The organism is Pseudarthrobacter sp. TE9888 (assembly GCF_056279345.1).
Map to the genome: position 1 here is coordinate 2,401,376 of NZ_JBWBRD010000002.1, position 12,786 is coordinate 2,414,161.

Sequence of the window (12,786 nt, forward strand, 5' to 3'; positions counted from 1 at the left end):
TCCACAAGGAGGTCTTCAATGTCCCATGCTAACGCGCTTCTGACGCCGAAGGGACGGCTCCGGCTGGCCCGGTGCATCGTCGATGACGGGTGGCCGCTGCGCCGTGCTGCTGAGCGGTTCCAGGTGTCGGTGACGACCGCAGCGCGGTGGGCGGCCCGTTACCGGGAGCACGGTGAGCACGGGATGGGTGATCGTTCCAGCCGGCCCATCAACTCCCCGCGACGGACCTCCATGCGGCGGGAGCGGCGGATCGTCGCGATCAGGGTCAACCGCCGCTGGGGCCCGGCACGGATCGGCTATCTGCTGGGCATCCACCCCTCCACGGTGCACCGGGTCCTGTCCCGATTCGGGCTGGCGAGGCTGTCGTGGCTGGACCGGGCCACGGGCCGGGTGATCCGCCGCTACGAGCACCACAGACCCGGGGACCTGGTCCACGTCGACATTAAGAAACTTGGACGGATCCCCGACGGCGGGGGCCACCGCAGTGTCGGCAGGGCCGCCGGAAACCGGAACAAGACCGGCACCGCGGCGAACAGGAGACCGGGCCACGCTTTCTTGCACAACGCCGTCGATGACCACTCCCGGCTCGCCTACACGGAGATCCTGACCGATGAGAAAAAGGACACCGCGGCCGGATTCTGGGAACGTGCCAACGCCTACTTCGAGTCCCACGGGATCACGGTCAAACGGGTCCTGACCGATAACGGTTCCTGCTACCGCTCCTACGCGTTCAAAGACGCCTTGGGCCCGGACATCAAGCACAAACGCACCCGTCCCTACAGGCCTCAGACCAACGGCAAAGTCGAGCGCTACAACCGCACCCTGCTCGACGAATGGGCCTACGCCCGTCCTTACAGATCAGAGGCCGAGCGTGTTGCCGCTTTCGCTGGCTGGCTCCATCACTACAATCATCATCGAGGTCACACCTCACTCAAAGGTCAGCCACCGGCCAGCCGCGTCACCAACCTCTCAGGTCAATACAGCTAGGTGTCGATGGTGGACATGTTGGGGTAGCGGGCGCCGGCAGTGGACCCCGCCGGTGCCAGCTCGTCCAGCAGCTGAAGCTCGTCCTGGGCCAGCTCCACGTCCACGGCGCCAAGGTTCTCGCGCAGGCGTTCGCGTTTCTTGGTGCCCGGGATCGGAACGATGTGCTCACCCTGTGCCAGCAGCCACGCGAGCGCCAGCTGCCCGGGAGTGCACTGTTTCCGGTCCGCCAGCTCCTTGACCCGGTCCACCAGTTCCAGGTTGCGTGTGAAGTTCTCGCCCTGGAACCGGGGGGAGTGCCTGCGGAAATCGTCCTCCGCGAAGTCGTCCACGCTGCGGATCTGGCCGGTGAGGAAGCCACGGCCCAATGGGCTGTACGGCACGAAACCGATGCCCAGCTCCGCGAGCACGGGGAACACTTTGGTCTCGGGCTCGCGCTCCCACAGGGAATATTCAGTCTGCAGCGCGGTGATGGGGTGCACGGCGTGGGCCCGCCGGATGGTTTCCGCGGACGCCTCGGAGAGGCCCAGGTAGCGGACCTTGCCGGCCTGGACCAGTTCCGCCATGGCGCCCACTGTGTCCTCGATGGGAACCGTTTTGTCCACCCGGTGCTGGTAGTAGAGGTCGATGTGGTCCACCCCCAGCCGCTGCAGGCTGGCGTCGCAGGCGGACCGGACGTAGTCGGGCCGGCCGTTGATGCCCACCCAGGAACCGTCCTCGCGGCGTTCATTGCCGAACTTAGTAGCGAGCACAACGTCTCCGCGGCGTCCTGCTATGGCGCTGCCTACAAGCTTCTCGTTCGTGAAGGGGCCGTACATGTCGGCGGTGTCCAGCAGCGATCCGCCGGCGTCCAGGAACTCGTGGATCGTTGCCACCGACTCCTGTTCGTCGCCGCTGCCGTAGAACTCGCTCATGCCCATGCAGCCAAGGCCAAGGGCGGAGACTGTCAGTTGTCCAATAGTGCGCGTTTTCATGCCGTTCTCCTCAACGGTAGAACTTGCCTGGGGCCGGCCATCCTTCATGCGGAGCCGGTTGGTACAGCGTACGCCGCGGATAACAGTTCCCCACGGGACGCCCCCGCTAAACAAGGGGCGCTTACCCCTAGACCGCTCTGGGGGCCGTGCCTAGACTGGGCGGATCCCCACCCCGGGAACCGGTACCTGACCACGCCAAACATCAGGACGTACCAACCGGCCAGGACTGTTCCCCCATGCGGGATGTCTCACCTACCCAGATCACGGCCGTCCCACCGGACGCCTGACTACAGGAGCGATAGATGACAGGGAACAAAGCCGTTGCCTATAAAGAAGCCGGCAAGGTGGAAGTAATTGACATTGACTACCCAACGTTCGAGCTCAAGGATGGGCCAGGGGTCAACCCGGCCAACGTAGGGCGCCCGGTCAACCATGGGGTGATCCTCAAGACCGTGGCCACCAACATTTGCGGATCTGACCAGCACATGGTCCGCGGCCGCACCACCGCCCCGCCCAACCTGGTCCTGGGCCATGAAATCACCGGCGAAGTGGTGGAAGTGGGCCGTGACGTCGAGTTCATCAAGGTGGGCGACCTCTGCTCAGTGCCGTTCAACATCGCCTGCGGCCGCTGCCGGAACTGCAAGGAGCGCAAGACCGGCATCTGCCTGAACGTGAACCCGGACCGTCCCGGCAGCGCCTACGGATACGTGGACATGGGCGGCTGGGTGGGCGGCCAGGCCAACTACGTGCTGGTCCCGTATGCGGACTGGAACCTGCTGAAGTTCCCGGACAAGGACAAGGCCATGGAGAAGATCCTGGACCTGGCCATGCTCTCGGACATCTTCCCCACAGGGTTCCACGGTGCGGTCACAGCCGGTGTGGGTGTCGGCTCAACCGTCTATGTGGCAGGGGCCGGTCCTGTTGGCCTCGCAGCGGCCACCAGCGCGCACCTGCTGGGTGCCGCCGTCGTGATTGTGGGCGACATGAACGAGGGCCGGTTGGCGCAGGCACGCAGCTTTGGCTGCGAGACCGTGGACTTGTCCAAGGGCGATCCGAAGGATCAGATCGAGCAGATCCTCGGTGTCCCCGAGGTGGACTGCGGCGTCGACGCCGTAGGGTTCGAGGCGAAGGGCCACGGGCACGACGCCAAGGAGGCGCCCGCGACGGTCCTGAATTCCCTCATGGAGCTCACGACTGCCGGCGGTGCCCTGGGCATTCCCGGCCTGTATGTCACGGGCGACCCGGGCGGCATCGACGAGGCCGCCAAGAAGGGTGCGCTGTCGCTGAGCCTTGGCACCGGCTGGGCCAAGTCGCTGAGCTTCACCACGGGCCAGTGCCCGGTGATGAAGTACAACCGGCAGCTGATGATGGCCATCCTGAATGACCGGGTCAACATCGCCAAGAACGTCAACGCAAAGGCAATTCCGCTGGAGGAGGCACCAAAGGGCTACGCGGAGTTCGACGCCGGCGCAGCCACCAAGTACGTCCTCAACCCGAACGGCTACCTCAGCTGACGCGACGGCGGGCGGGGATGTCGCCAAGGAACCTTCACTTGCGGAAATAAGAGCGGACCGGGCCGGGTTAGGCTTTGCACGGTCAGCACACCCGCAACTGAAGGAGTTCCCTTGAGCGACATCACCGTCCGCCACACCCCTGGGCGCGAACGCTTCGAGATTCTTGATGCCGGCAATGTGATCGGCAAGGCGGCGTACAAGGAGTACGACGGCGGGGAGTCGCCGCAGCGGATTTTCTACCACACCGTGATCAACGAGGAATACGGCGGCCAGGGCCTGGCCGGCCGCCTGGCCACGGCTGCCCTGGACAGCACGGTGGAGGACGGCATCGGCATCGTCCCGGTGTGCCCCTTCATCAAGAAGTTCCTGGCCAAGCATCCCGAATACCTGGGCAGCGCGGTGGCCGTGGCCCCGGCCCACCTGGAGTTCCTGGAGACCGCGATCGCGGCCCGCACCCGGGGCTAGGTTTCGGCAGGCAAAGGCCTGCCGCGGCCAGCTCGGCCTCCGCCCTCTCGGCAACCGTCCGGGCAACGGTGATCCGGCGGAAGTCTGCTGCGCTTTTATCACTATGCGGCGTCGGGCTCAGGCGAAGAAGCGTACCGTCAATCCGCAGCGTTGCCGCCAAATGCTCCACATGCAGGACGTAGCCTCCTTCGGCATCGCGCTGGATGAAGAGGGTGAGGACGGTCTTTCCGTCCCCATCGTCAAAGTCGACTTTTCCGTAACCCTCACGCGGTCCAACCGGCCATGGGCGTGGCCTCAGCCGCCCTGTAGCTTCGTACTTTGTCGGCTCGTGGACATCGTTCGCGATGCGGGAGCCGGGAGCCTGCGCTTCACGCGGGTTCATGCCGACCGTCCACTTTCAAGTCGTCCTGCTGGTCCACCTTTGGTTCCCCCATCCACGTGATCACTTTGGTTCCCGCAGCGGCGTGCGGGTACCGCCCTGGTACACGTACCAGTAGACGTCACGCCGATTTGAAGCGCACGAGTACCCTGTACTCGAAAATTTCGACCCGGAAATTACTCCCCGCTGCGGAGGCTCCCTGGCGCTGCAGGCATTCGGGCCGCGCCAGGGAAAATGCGCGTCGGCAACGGTTTGGCGGGTCGCAAAGAGGCCCCGGCGGAACGTTCGGCAAGTCTTCAGGAAGCTCCCAAAATCCGATGATTTAATCAGCATCTGTCAGCGCGGCACACCCCCGCGCTGACGTTGTTTGAGATTGCCGAAGCGGACCAGGAGCCCTCGTATGTCCATGCACCCCATGGTGCCCAAACCCGGCCGCGGTGCTCCGCCGCCGGTGCCGGGCAACCCGCCGGCTCCGGGCAAGCCGTCGGCCGGCAGGCGGCAGGGCCACAAGAGGCTGCTCATCCTGGCTATTGCCGTGGTGCTGGTGATCATCGGCACCGTGACCCTGGCCGTGGCCCGGTCCGAGCCTCCGACGGGTGCCGTGGCTCCCACCCAGCCCGCGGTTCCCGCCTCACCAGTGGCGGCCGCCCCGCCGTCGCTGCAGGACAGCGTGGACAACATCCTTAGCGAAGCGGACCAATACCGGATCGGGCTGGCGCTCGCCGACGTGTCCGGCGGGGCTGAACGGACCTTTGGCGACGCGGACACATTCACGGCGGCCAGTACGGCCAAAATCCTGACCGCCGCCGCCTACTACCACTTGGTGGAAAACGGCCAGGCGAGCCTGGACGATCCCATGGGCGACTACGACGCGGCGTTCCAGCTCAAGGCCATGGTCAACGACAGCAACAACGATTCCTGGCTGCTCCTGATGGATGCCGTCGGCTACCCGCAGCTCACTGCCTACGCGGCGTCCATCGGGGTCACGTACGACCCCGAACAAAACATGCTGACCGCGGCGGACATGGCCCTGATCCTCAAGAAGCTGTATGCGGGGGAGCTCCTGGACAAGGACAACACGGAGCAGCTGCTCGGCTACATGCAGGACACCAACAACGAGGACCTCATTCCCGCGGGATCGCGTTCCGGAGTGGACGTCTACCACAAGTACGGGGAGGTGGGCGGGGAACTGCACGATGCAGCCCTGCTGAGCTACCGCGGCTCCACCTTTGCGCTGGTCATCTACACCGAGAACCCGGAAGGCGTGCCCGATGACGGGCAGGCCGAGGTGATCCGGGACCTCACCAGGGCAGTGGAGGACGCGTTGTTCCCGGTGGGATTGACGGCCAAGTAGCCAACGCCACACCACGCTGGGTGTCCGCCAAGTCGTCCCCGGCGCCTGCGGTGGGCCAGACTGTTACCGTGAGCAACAACCCCCGGACTCCCCTGGCCGTCGCCGGCCTCAGCCTGGGCACGGCACTGAACCCGCTGAACTCCTCCATGATCGCCGTGGCCCTGGTGGTGCTGCGCGCCGACTTTGGGCTGGACGTCGCGGCCGTCACCTGGGTGGTCACATCCTTCTATCTGGCCTCTGCGGCCGGCCAGCCCGTCATGGGCAGGCTGGCCGACCGGTTCGGCCCGCGCCGGATGTTCCTGCTGGGCATGGGCCTGGTGGCCATCACGTGTGCGCTGGCTCCGCTGGCCCCCAACTTCGCGCTCCTCTGCGTCGCGCGCGCGGTGATGGCCCTCGGTACGGCTACCGCGTATCCCAGTGCGGTGGTGATGGTGGGTGCACTGGCACACCAGGCCAACGTGGACGCGGCGCGCCCCCTCGGGCGGCTGCAGATGGCCAACACGTCGGCGGCCGCGGTGGGTCCCGTGGTGGGCGGTTTGCTGGTGGGTTTTGTGGGCTGGGAGTCGCTGTTCCTGGTCAACGTGCCATTGGCCCTGGCGGCGCTGCTGATCGTCGCGAAAGCGGCCCCGCCGGACAAGGCCAGGGAACGCGGCAGCGTGGCGGAGCTGGTGCGCGACTCGGATCTCCCGGGCATCGCAGGGTTCATTGGCGCGCTGTTGCTGGTCATGATGGCGGCGCTGAACGTGGCGCCGGACTACCGCTGGCTGATGCTGGCCGGCGGAACCTTACTCGCGGCGCTGTTTGCCTGGCGCGAGCTGCGCTTCGCCAAGCCCTTCCTGGACCTGCGGCTGCTGGGCCGGAACCGGCCGCTGATGCTGGTGTACCTGGCCTTCGCCGTGTTCAGCAGCGTTTACTACTTCGTCTTCTTCGGCCTCCCACAGCTGCTCCAGGAGGCCGGGGGCTACGATCCCGGTGTGGTGGGCCTGCTGATGCTGCCCCTCGCCGGGATGTCCGTTGTAGCCACCCCATGGGCAGTTGCGGCGATGGGACGGTTCGGTGTCCGGCGGGTGCTGCTGGCCGGCGTCGTCCTCTTGACGGTGGTGGCGGCCCTCATGTGGGTACTGACCGGCACCCTGGCCATTCCCTTCGTGGTGGTCCTCACAGCCCTGATGGGCATTCCCTACGGGACCGTGGGCATCGCCTCCAACCAGGGCATGTTCGTCTCCACCCGGCCGCAGGACCGGGGCGTCGCGGCCGGCATCTACCAGACCTGCCGCTACGTGGGTGCCATCACCGCCACCGTGATGATCGGGGTTTTCGCGTCCGGCGGCGTGCACCAGGACAGCTGGATGCGGATGGTCCTGGCCATGCTGGTGCTGTGCGTGGTGACGTTCGGGATTTCCGTATTCTGGCGGCAGCAAAAGGCCTAGCCCACCCGGCCCGGGCGGCGGCACTCAGGTGTACATCAGGGAGCCGGGCGTGGTGAGCTTCTCACCGGTTTCCAGCCAGGTCTTCAGGCCGGAGAGGATCATGGGCCAGCCACCGTAGAGCTGTTCGTTGGCGCCCTCCCGCAGGTCGCTGTGCGTGACAGTGAGGTGGCAGGAATCGCCCACCGGTTCGATCTCCCAGGTGATCTTCGATGTGCCCTCGGCCTTGACGTCCTCGCCCCAGAGGGCCCGCATGGTCTGCACCAGCCTCCGCGGCGGGTCGACTTCCAGGTTTTCGCCGTCGCCGAGGATCTGCCCTGCCTTGGGATTGCCCATTTCGAAGCGGCCGCCGGGCGTCCAGTCAGACTGCAGCGTGTTGCCGAACTGGTACTTGCTGCGGATGTCACTGTCCGTGATGGCTTCCCAGAGCCGTTCGGGGGTGGTCTTGATGTAAGTTTCGAAGATCTTTTCCATGGGACTTTCCAATCTGGATTTGAGGTCGCTGAGGGCAGCGGCCCATGGTTCTGCGTATTTGCTGACCCAGCGGTCGTGGACCAGGCGGATGGGGACGGGATTGAGGAAATGAAGCTTTTCCCGGCCCCGACGGCGGGCCACCACCAGGCCTGCGTCCTCCAGGATGCGGAGGTGCTTGGCGATCCCGAACCGGCTCATGCTGAACCGTGCCTCAAGCGCACTCAGGGTCTGGCCGTCCTCGCGGAACAGCTCGTCAAGCAGGTCCCGGCGGGTGGGGTCGGAGAGTGCTTTGAACACGTCGTCCATGGCTCCAATGATAGGTGACCATATGGTCACCTATCAAGGGTTTTAGTTGTGGGATGCCAGGCTGCGGTCGCGTTCCTCGAACACCTCGTCGCCGGGGCCGGTAAACGCCCTTGACCGCTCCACCGCTTCCACCGATCCGGTGAACAGCTGCGATTCGTGCGGGTCCGCCGGCGCGTGCGCCCCTGCCGCCCCGGACCCACCCAGCCCCCGCAACGGTGCCTTACGCCGGGCGGCCGTGCCGGCGTCGTCCGCTGCCTGCTCCCAGCGCTGGTGCGGCAGCGCCTGCGGGTGGTTCTGCTGCAGGAACGTGACCATGGTTTCGCGGACCAGGCAGCGCAGGTCGAACAGCGCGGCACTGTCCGCGGCGCTGACCAGGATGCGGACGCGGACAAAGCCTCCGGTGGCATCGGTGATCTGCAGGACGCCCACGCGCTCGTCCCACAGTTCGGTGCCGGCCAGGACCCGGCGCAGTTCGGTCCGCATGTCCTCCACGGGGGCGCGCCAGTCGAGGTCGAACTCCACGGTGCCCATCACCTCGGACTGGCGGCGGGTCCAGTTCTCGAACGGGGTGGTGGTGAAGTAGGTGGAGGGCAGGATCAGCCGGCGGTCGTCCCAGAGATGGACCACCACATACGTGAGGGTGATCTCCTCGATCCGGCCCCACTCCTTCTGGACCACCACCACGTCGTCAACGCGGATGGCGTCGGTGAACGTCAGCTGCATCCCGGCGAAGACGTTCACCAGCGAGGTCTGCGCGGCGAGGCCGGCCACGATCGAGATCACGCCCGCGGACGCCAGCAACCCGGCCCCGAGCGCCTGGATCGCGGGGAATGTCAGCATGGCCGTACCGACGGCGAGTACCACCACCAGCGCCACGGCGATCCTCCGGGCCAGGATCATCTGGGTGCGAAGCCGCCGGGCGCGCCGGTTGTCCGCCACGTCCACGCTGTGCCGGTTCAGCACCACAGCTTCCACGATCAGCAGGACCGCGATGGCAAGCCACGCGAACGCGCCGATCAAGGCAAGAAGCAAGAGATGGTCGACGCCGGCGTGCCAGCTTTCGCCGGCAGCCGTCAGCCCCAGCGCGGCGCGGACGCCCACCAGGCACAGTGCCAGCCGCAGCGGCTGGCGGGCCACCCGGGAGGTGGCCTGCAGCTCCGGCCGTTTCCGGTTCAGCTTCAGGACGATCTTGCGGAGCAGCCAGGACAGGGTGAGTCCGGCCACCACCGCCAGGGCCATGGCGATGAAGGGCAGGGCGGGATTCAGGACATCGAGCATCCTTTAACGTCTATCAAGCCTTTGCCGGGCTCCGAAATCGGGTACCCCCGGGGTGTGCCCGCTGTAAGGCTGCAGCGGCCGCTGTGGACCGTGCCCCGCAGAAGCTACGGACCGAAGGGCAGCAGGAGCAGGGCCACCAGGGCAGGCACCGTTGCCGCGAGGGTCCCCGGCACACTGTCCCATTTCATGGGATAGTGCCCCTGGAGGTCTGCGAGCAGCATGGTGGGCGCAGTGAGGACCATGTTGGCGCAGCAGTAGACCACCAGCGTGTAGCCCACCACCAACTGGCCGGAGTTGGCCGCGACCACGCCCGCGAGTACCCCCAGCGCAACCAGCAGGTTCCGGTACCCGGTGGGGATGGCCCACATCATCACGGCGGGGACATTCTCCGGCGGCGTGCTCAGGAAGTTCTGCGCCCACCTGTTGCGGCGGAGGAGGAAGCTCTCCACCGGAAAGACGAAGATATAGATGACCGCGGCCATCACCGCGAAGATCTGCGACACGGTGTTCATGCTCGAAGGGTAGGCCCGGCCCCACCCGTGCTCCATCCCCTCCCAAGGGGATTTCCAGCCTGCGCCGACTGGAAGAAACCGGTCCCGAGGGGCCGTGAACGCGGGTAGCCTAGGGCGCATGCAGAAGATATCGATCGACGCGCTGGCCCGGCAGCAGCTCGAGGCGGCGGTCAATTCCAGCAATGGGCGCGCTGCTGACACGGTCTATGGCGGCCACGAGAAGGTCCTCCGGCAGACGGTCATGGCCATGAAGGCCGGAACCCAGTTGAGTGAGCACCAGAACCCTGGGGACGCCACGGTCTTCGTGATCCAGGGCTGCGTCATCCTCAAGGCCGGCGGCGAGTCGTGGCAGGGCAAAGCCGGCGACCTGCTGATCGTCCCGGCCGGCCTGCACAGCCTGCACGCCGAGGAGGACTCAACGTTCCTGTTTACCGTGGCCAAATACCGGGATTGAGCCCTGTGGCCTGGACGGACGACGGCGGCTGCCGGGCTTCCCCCAGCGGAAGTCCGGCAGCCGCCGTCGTGCCTTGATGGATGGCCCTGATCCTCGGAACTATGCCTGCGGGGCGTAGGCCTTGGGCAGCTTCAGGCCGCGCTCATCCATGAGGGTGCGCAGGCGGGTGGGGTAGTCGGTGATGATGCCGTCCACCCCCTGGTCCATCAGCCGCTCCATGTCCGTGGCATTGTTGACGGTCCACGGGATGACGGCGAGGCCCAGCTGGTGCGCGTCGGCGATCATCTGCGGGGTGACGGAGCTGAACGTGGGGGAGATGACGTTGTACCCCTGGGCGGCTGCGGCCTTGGCAAGGGAGCCGCCGTAGGTGTCGATGTCGATGCCGCCCAGCTCGGGCGCGGCACCGGGCTGGCCCACCTGCATCCACTTATCCCCGCTGGAAAGCGCAACGAGCGTCAGTTCCGGTGCCAGCTTCTTGGTGAGGTTCAGCGAGGACCAGTCGAAGGACTGGATGGTGGTGCGGTCCGCAGCCCCGGACGCCTGCACTTCTGCCACCACGGCCTTGGTCAGCGCCACCATGCCCTCGCCGCCCGCCTTGCCGTCCTCCACCTTGGTCTCCACGTTGAAGCGGACCTTTTTGGCGTTGTACTGCTCCGCCAGCTGGTAGACGTCCTTGAGCTCGGCGATGCGGTTCCCTTCGATCACGTCCTGCTCCGGGAAGCCGGGCAGCTGGGTGAAGCCGCAGTTGAGGGTCTTGACCTGGGCCAGGGACAGCTCGGCCACGCGGCGGCCGACGTACGGGAACTCAGGGTCGCCGGCGGTGGCCGGGGCGGTGTCGATGCACTTGTTGGCCTGGATGGTGTCGTCATGCCAGACGATGATCTTCCCGTCCTCGGTGAGGTGGGTGTCCAGTTCCAAGGTGCTGACGCCGAGCTTCAGGGAGTTGCCGAACGCCGCCAGCGACTCCTCGGTCCACTCGCCGCGGCCGCCGCGGTGCGCCTGGAGATCGAAGGAACCGTTGCGCTCGTTCGCCTTGATGGCTGAGGTGGCGGTGCCGGCAGCGTTCGACGACGGCGTGCCGGCCCCGGAGATTTCGGCGGCGAAGGCGGCGCCCGGCGAAGCGATGGCGGCGGCGAGCAGTGCGGCGGTAGCCGCAGCGGTCAGGACTGTGCGCATGGGGATGGTTCCTCCTGGGTGACGGGTTCCGGCGGTGCCGGGTGACCCGCCAACGCTAGGCCAGCCAGGTTGCGCCCGAGGTTCACGCAGTTGGAGGGGAGGTTAACGCCAGGTTCTGCCCTGCCCCCGCATCGATTGCTCCGTACCGGCCGTTTTGGCGGCTCAAAACGGCGCTTACGGAGCAATCGATGCGGGGATCAGGCGGGGTCCTTGACCTTGTCGGTGACCGGCCGGGGTTCCAGCCAGATGCGTTCGCGCGGGCCCGGCGGGTAGGCGTACCGCTTGCCGGCGAGCGTGATCACGAACGCGGCAACCACCGGGATCGCCGCCGCGGCCGGGACCAGCAGCGGGCCACCGACCACCAGGGCCGCCGAGCCGTAGAGTGCGCCGATGGTGATGCCCAGTTGGATGGTCAGGACCGTGAGCCCGTTGGCGGCCTCGCTGTACTCCCCGCCGGCCCGGAGGATCGCCGACTGGTTGTAGATGCCGATGGCGCCCAGGCCCGCACCCCAGATGGTCATCAGCACCAGGGCAACGGGCAGGTTCCCCACGGCAAGCGGCAGGAGGAACATCGATGCGGCGATGGCCGCCGTCGTGATCAGCAGCGAACGGCGGGGCCGTGAATCCACGGTGAGGCCCGCGATCCAAATGCCCAGCAGGCCGGACCCGCCCAGCACCGTCAGCGAGAGGCTCGTAGCGTAGTCAGGCAGGTTGGCTTCCCGGATGAAGGGCGCTATGTACGTGAACAGGGCGAAGTGCGCCAGGACCAGCAGCGGCCACGCGATGGCCACGGACTTCACGCCCGGCTGGCCGATCGCCTTGCGCAGGGACGGCCGGGCGGCGTCGGAAATGCGCTGGACGCGGGGCAGCAGCCAGAACGCAAGGACCGTCAGGACCACGCCGAAGCCCGCGAGTACCAGGAACGCGGCGCGCCAGCCCAGGAATCCGCCCAGGGCCGTGCCCACCGGTGCGCCGATGGCCAGGCCCAGGCTGTTGCCGCTGAACACAATTGCCAGGGCTTTGCCCACCTTGTCTGCCGGCACCACGCGGGATACGAACGGCGCCATGGTGGTCCAGAGCAGCCCGTGCGCCAGGCCGCCCACCAGGCGGGCGATCATCGCTGAGGTGAAGTCCGGTGCCAGTCCCACCAATGCATTGCTGAGCGCGAAGGTCAGCACCAACGCAACCAGCAAGGCATGCCGCGGGATCTTCCCCAACAGCCGTGCCGCCGGGACCACCGTGACAACAATGACGGCGGCGTAGGCGGCGGCAAGGTAACCAGCCACCGGCTCGGAGACGCCAAGGCCGGTGCTGATCTGCGGCAGCAGCCCGGACGGGAGGAGCTCGGTGGTAATGGCGGTGAACGCAATGGTTGCCAGGACCACCATTGCGGCGTAGGGAAAACGGGCAGGGGACGGCGCGGAAATCGCGGAAGACATGGGGGAGCGTCCATTCAAAGGGTGGGGTTGGAACGCGGCTCGCTGGCCGG

Annotated in this window: 12 protein-coding genes; 6 read left to right on the forward strand and 6 right to left on the reverse strand. The window is 66.6% G+C overall.

The window, feature by feature from the left end; all coding sequences use genetic code 11:
- Positions 1-18: 18 nt before the first annotated feature.
- Positions 19-987 carry an IS481 family transposase gene (locus ACZ9J7_RS11790; RefSeq protein WP_476209137.1) on the forward strand — a complete coding sequence of 323 codons (969 nt, stop codon included), beginning with the start codon at positions 19-21 and terminating at the stop codon, positions 985-987.
- Here ACZ9J7_RS11790 and ACZ9J7_RS11795 read toward each other — a convergent pair.
- Positions 984-1,958: an aldo/keto reductase gene (locus tag ACZ9J7_RS11795; protein WP_476209574.1), complete on the reverse strand. Its 975-nt coding sequence runs from the start codon at positions 1,956-1,958 to the stop codon at positions 984-986. The genes ACZ9J7_RS11790 and ACZ9J7_RS11795 overlap by 4 nt on opposite strands.
- Before the next feature lie 302 nt (positions 1,959-2,260).
- Between ACZ9J7_RS11795 and fdhA the strand changes: the two genes are divergently transcribed.
- The 4 genes from fdhA (at position 2,261) to ACZ9J7_RS11815 (ending at position 7,100) form a co-directional block, all read left to right on the forward strand.
- Positions 2,261-3,472 carry a formaldehyde dehydrogenase, glutathione-independent gene (gene fdhA, locus ACZ9J7_RS11800; RefSeq protein ID WP_476209576.1) on the forward strand — a complete coding sequence of 404 codons (1,212 nt, stop codon included), beginning with the start codon at positions 2,261-2,263 and terminating at the stop codon, positions 3,470-3,472.
- A 111-nt stretch (positions 3,473-3,583) separates the two neighbouring features.
- The gene (locus ACZ9J7_RS11805) at positions 3,584-3,937 is read left to right on the forward strand and encodes a GNAT family N-acetyltransferase (RefSeq protein WP_476209577.1); all 354 of its coding nucleotides are present in this window, start codon (positions 3,584-3,586) and stop codon (positions 3,935-3,937) included.
- Between the two features lie 779 nt (positions 3,938-4,716).
- Positions 4,717-5,670 carry a serine hydrolase gene (locus tag ACZ9J7_RS11810; protein ID WP_476209578.1) on the forward strand — a complete coding sequence of 318 codons (954 nt, stop codon included), beginning with the start codon at positions 4,717-4,719 and terminating at the stop codon, positions 5,668-5,670.
- A 68-nt stretch (positions 5,671-5,738) separates the two neighbouring features.
- Positions 5,739-7,100, forward strand: a complete 1,362-nt coding sequence (locus tag ACZ9J7_RS11815; protein WP_476209579.1) for an MFS transporter — start codon at positions 5,739-5,741, stop codon at positions 7,098-7,100.
- A gap of 24 nt (positions 7,101-7,124) precedes the next feature.
- On the opposite strand, the gene ACZ9J7_RS11820 is transcribed toward ACZ9J7_RS11815, so the two are convergent.
- The 3 genes from ACZ9J7_RS11820 to ACZ9J7_RS11830 form a co-directional block, all read right to left on the reverse strand.
- On the reverse strand, positions 7,125-7,877 hold the full coding sequence (locus ACZ9J7_RS11820) for an ArsR/SmtB family transcription factor (RefSeq protein WP_476209580.1): 753 nt from the start codon (positions 7,875-7,877) through the stop codon (positions 7,125-7,127).
- A 42-nt stretch (positions 7,878-7,919) separates the two neighbouring features.
- Positions 7,920-9,155 carry a mechanosensitive ion channel family protein gene (locus tag ACZ9J7_RS11825; protein WP_476209582.1) on the reverse strand — a complete coding sequence of 412 codons (1,236 nt, stop codon included), beginning with the start codon at positions 9,153-9,155 and terminating at the stop codon, positions 7,920-7,922.
- A gap of 104 nt (positions 9,156-9,259) precedes the next feature.
- Positions 9,260-9,667 (reverse strand): DUF1304 family protein, encoded by a 408-nt coding sequence (locus ACZ9J7_RS11830; protein WP_476209583.1) that lies wholly within the window; start codon positions 9,665-9,667, stop codon positions 9,260-9,262.
- Between the two features lie 118 nt (positions 9,668-9,785).
- On the opposite strand from ACZ9J7_RS11830, the gene ACZ9J7_RS11835 reads away from it, so the two are divergent.
- Positions 9,786-10,121, forward strand: a complete 336-nt coding sequence (locus tag ACZ9J7_RS11835) for a cupin domain-containing protein (protein ID WP_476209585.1) — start codon at positions 9,786-9,788, stop codon at positions 10,119-10,121.
- A gap of 99 nt (positions 10,122-10,220) precedes the next feature.
- Here the strand turns inward: ACZ9J7_RS11835 and ACZ9J7_RS11840 are convergent, their stop codons facing one another.
- A complete protein-coding gene (locus ACZ9J7_RS11840) occupies positions 10,221-11,297 on the reverse strand; it encodes a glycerophosphodiester phosphodiesterase family protein (RefSeq protein WP_476209587.1) in 1,077 nt (358 codons plus the stop codon).
- Between the two features lie 197 nt (positions 11,298-11,494).
- Complete coding sequence (locus ACZ9J7_RS11845; RefSeq protein ID WP_476209588.1) at positions 11,495-12,736, reverse strand: MFS transporter; 1,242 nt, start codon at positions 12,734-12,736, stop codon at positions 11,495-11,497.
- Positions 12,737-12,786: the final 50 nt, after the last annotated feature.

Excerpts from the sequence above, each read along its gene's own strand:
- ACZ9J7_RS11790 (WP_476209137.1), top strand. The coding sequence starts at position 19 with ATGTCCCATGCTAACGCGCTTCTGACGCCGAAGGGACGGCTCCGGCTG.
- ACZ9J7_RS11795 (WP_476209574.1), bottom strand. The coding sequence starts at position 1,958 with ATGAAAACGCGCACTATTGGACAACTGACAGTCTCCGCCCTTGGCCTT.
- fdhA (WP_476209576.1), top strand. The coding sequence starts at position 2,261 with ATGACAGGGAACAAAGCCGTTGCCTATAAAGAAGCCGGCAAGGTGGAA.
- ACZ9J7_RS11810 (WP_476209578.1), top strand. The coding sequence starts at position 4,717 with ATGTCCATGCACCCCATGGTGCCCAAACCCGGCCGCGGTGCTCCGCCG.
- ACZ9J7_RS11820 (WP_476209580.1), bottom strand. The coding sequence starts at position 7,877 with ATGGACGACGTGTTCAAAGCACTCTCCGACCCCACCCGCCGGGACCTG.
- ACZ9J7_RS11825 (WP_476209582.1), bottom strand. The coding sequence starts at position 9,155 with ATGCTCGATGTCCTGAATCCCGCCCTGCCCTTCATCGCCATGGCCCTG.
- ACZ9J7_RS11830 (WP_476209583.1), bottom strand. The coding sequence starts at position 9,667 with ATGAACACCGTGTCGCAGATCTTCGCGGTGATGGCCGCGGTCATCTAT.
- ACZ9J7_RS11835 (WP_476209585.1), top strand. The coding sequence starts at position 9,786 with ATGCAGAAGATATCGATCGACGCGCTGGCCCGGCAGCAGCTCGAGGCG.
- ACZ9J7_RS11840 (WP_476209587.1), bottom strand. The coding sequence starts at position 11,297 with ATGCGCACAGTCCTGACCGCTGCGGCTACCGCCGCACTGCTCGCCGCC.
- ACZ9J7_RS11845 (WP_476209588.1), bottom strand. The coding sequence starts at position 12,736 with ATGTCTTCCGCGATTTCCGCGCCGTCCCCTGCCCGTTTTCCCTACGCC.